At 58.5% G+C, this 3316-nt stretch carries 3 protein-coding genes; all 3 read left to right on the top strand.

The window, feature by feature from the left end; translation table 11 throughout:
* Window positions 1-107: 107 nt before the first annotated feature.
* Window positions 108-1283 (top strand): NAD(P) transhydrogenase subunit alpha, encoded by a 1176-nt coding sequence (locus Q0F21_RS06530; RefSeq protein ID WP_070464747.1) that lies wholly within the window; start codon window positions 108-110, stop codon window positions 1281-1283.
* Between the two features lie 76 nt (window positions 1284-1359).
* Entirely contained in the window at window positions 1360-1692 is a 333-nt protein-coding gene (locus Q0F21_RS06535) for an NAD(P) transhydrogenase subunit alpha (protein WP_297238461.1), read from the top strand.
* A gap of 11 nt (window positions 1693-1703) precedes the next feature.
* Window positions 1704-3316: NAD(P)(+) transhydrogenase (Re/Si-specific) subunit beta (locus Q0F21_RS06540; protein WP_297238463.1), on the top strand; the 1613-nt coding region annotated here is incomplete at its 3' end.

The following is a 3316-nucleotide window of genomic DNA, read 5'->3' on the forward strand; positions in this document are numbered from 1 at the left end:
CCAAAACCTCCATTTTTCTTGATTAGTCCGACTCTTTTTTCCATACATTTGTCTCAGACAAGACAATTACAATCACCTTTAAAACCAAACCCAACCACTTATCATCTATGATTATAAGCATTCCGCGTGAGATCATGCCCGGTGAGAGTCGCGTCGCAGCGACTCCGGAGACCGTAAAGAAGTTCGTCGCTGACGGCTGCGAAGTCCTCGTCGAGGCAGGTGCAGGAGAGCCCTCCTACCACCACGACAAGGACTATGAGGCTGCCGGTGCTAAGCTGATGACCGATACTCAAGCACTCTTCGACAAGGCCGACGTGATCCTCAAGGTCAAGGAGCCGCTCTTCAATGAGCAGCTGCAGAAGAATGAGGCAGACATGATGCACGAGGGTCAGGTGCTGATCACCTTCATCCACCCCGCCTCCCCCGTCAATCATGAGATGGTGAAGAAGCTCGCCCACAACGGTGTCGTAGCTCTCACCCTCGATGGTGTACCCCGTATCTCCCGCGCTCAGAATATGGACGCACTCACCTCGATGAGTACCTGCGCCGGATACAAGGGTATGATCATGGCAGCCAACGACCTGCCCTACTTTATGCCCCAGATGTTTACCGCTGTCGGCCAGATCGTCCCCGCCAAGGTGATGGTCATCGGTGTCGGCGTTGCCGGCCTGCAGGCTCTTGCCACCGCCAAGCGTCTCGGTGCGATCACCTACGCTGCTGATATCCGCCCGATGGCTGCAGAGAATGCCAAGTCCCTCGGTGCCCAGGTGGTAGATACCGGCGTCGATCCCAAGCTCGCTGTCGGCGAGGGCGGCTACGCCATGCGTCTCCCCGACGATGTGCTGGCTGCAGAGCGTGAGAAGCTCTACCCCACGATCAAGGAGATGGACATCGTCTTCTGCTCCGCACTGATCCCCGGTAAGGTTGCTCCTACGATCATCACCGAGGAGATGGTCAAGGGGATGAAGAAGGGCGCTGCCATCGTCGACATCTCCATCGACCAGGGCGGTAACTGCGAGTGCACGCCTCCCGGAAAGCACGAGCGCATCCACGACGTCATGATCAATGGTATCAAGAATATCCCCGGACTGCTCGCAAATAGCTCCACCTGGATGTTCTCTCAGAATATCTACAACCTGACCAAGTATCTCACTCACGACGGCAAGATCGTCCTCGATCCTCAGGATGAGATCTGCAAGGGTATCACCGTGACCAAGGACCGCAAGATCGTACATGCCGGCTGCCTCGAGGCGCTCGGTGCAGACGGTCCTCTGGAGTGCTAATCATCTAATCACCATGAGCCAAATCGATTTTCCTGGATAGGGAGACCGGTTTGGCTCTTTTTTATCTCTTATTGATATGGCTTCACCACTAGTCTTAGTCCTGGTCTTCATAGTGTCCGCAGTGGTCGGATACTTCATCATCCGGCAGATCCCCAGTCTGCTCCATACGCCGCTGATGTCGGGTATGAACGCACTCTCCGGCATCACCATCGTCGGTGCCATCATCGTCGTCTGTGAGACGGTGGAGTGCATCGATGCCTACGGGGGAGACTTCCGCTACTACCTCGCCCTGATCCTCGGCGGCATTGCGCTCATCCTGGCGATGATCAATGTCGTCGGCGGCTTTGGCGTCACGGAGCGGATGCTCAAGATGTTTCACCACAGCAAGTCCTCCAAGGGGAGTAAGTGATCGGTATTATGATGTCAGTACTCAATATTATTATCCCCCTCTTGGTGCTCGCCGGCCTCTGGATGATGAGCCGCGTCTCCTCATCTGTCAATGGTAACCGGACCAGCATCCTGGCGATGATCCTGGCGATACTCGTCGCCTTCTGGGGACACGGCATGGTGCCGCTACTCTGCACTCTCTTCTTTATCCTCATCGGTCTCGTGATCGGCTTTATGATGGCTCGTAAGGTCAAGATGATCGAGATGCCTGAGATGGTCGGGCTGCTCAATGGTCTCGGTGGTGGCGCCTCCGCCCTCGTCGGTATCGTCACGCTGATGGGCATCACCTCGCCTGAGGTGTCGATCACCTCCGCCGGCATGCACGCCGACTCCTTCTCGCTGGGGGCCTTTGAGTCCTCCACCGGTGTCCTCGCTGTGATTGTCGGTATGATCACGCTTGTCGGTAGCCTCATCGCCGCCGGTAAGCTCCACCGCGTCATTGATGGTCGACCCAAGGTGCTGAAGAATCACAGCCTCTACCTCACCATCGCCCTCGTCCTCTGCGGTGTTCTCTTCATCTGGAGCTTCTTCGGTGTCAACGACGGCAACGCTGCCTGGATCGTCTGCCTGTCGGTCCTCTTTGCCGCTCTCTTCGGCGGGCTCTTCACCATCCGCGTTGGTGGTGCCGACATGCCGATCACGATCTCGCTCCTCAACTCTCTCTCCGGTGTCGCCGGCTCGATCGCCGGTATGGCTATCGGTAATGTGATGCTGGTCGCCATCGGCGGTATCGTGGGTGCCTCCGGACTCCTCCTCACGCAGATCATGTGCCGGGCGATGAATCGCTCCCTCGGGGATATCCTCCTCGGCAAGACCGCTGCCCCTGCGGGGAAGAAGAAGGCTGCCCCCAAGGCTGCCGCCCCCGCCGCCGCCCCTGCTGCTCCGGCAGCAAAGAAGGAGGCCTCCCTCCCGGAGCTCCTCCACGATGCCAAGCGGGTGATCATCGTCCCCGGCTATGGTATGGCGCTCGCGCAGGCACAGCATCAGGTGAAGCAGCTCGCCGACACCCTTCGCCGCAATGGCGCCGAGGTTCGCTTTGCGATCCACCCCGTCGCCGGTCGTATGCCGGGCCATATGAATGTCCTCCTCGCAGAGGCGGATGTGCCCTACGATGACCTCTTCGAGATGGAGCGGATCAATGACGACTTCAAGGATACCGACCTCGTGATCGTGATCGGGGCGAATGATGTCCTCAATCCTGCCGCCCGTGAGGCTGAGGGTACGCCGATCTACGGTATGCCGGTGCTCAACGTCGACCAGGCGAAGCACATCGTCATCTGCAACTACGACCTCAAGCCGGGCTATGCCGGAGTGGAGAACCCACTCTACACCCGCAAGGAGGGTGTGACGATGTGCCTCGGTGATGCCAAGGAGACCGTTGCTGACCTCGTCAGTGCCGCTACCCAGGCACCGGCTAAGGCGGATGCCGCTCCCGATGATACCGCCAAGCTCCTCCACGAGGCTAAGGAGGTGATCATCGTCCCCGGTTACGGTATGGCACTCGCACAGGCGCAACACGAGGTGAAGCACCTTGCTGATGCGCTGACCCGCAATGGTGCACACGTACGCTTTGCCATCCACCCCGT

The sequence above is a fragment of the uncultured Porphyromonas sp. genome, assembly GCF_934359325.1.
Taxonomy (GTDB): domain Bacteria; phylum Bacteroidota; class Bacteroidia; order Bacteroidales; family Porphyromonadaceae; genus Porphyromonas_A.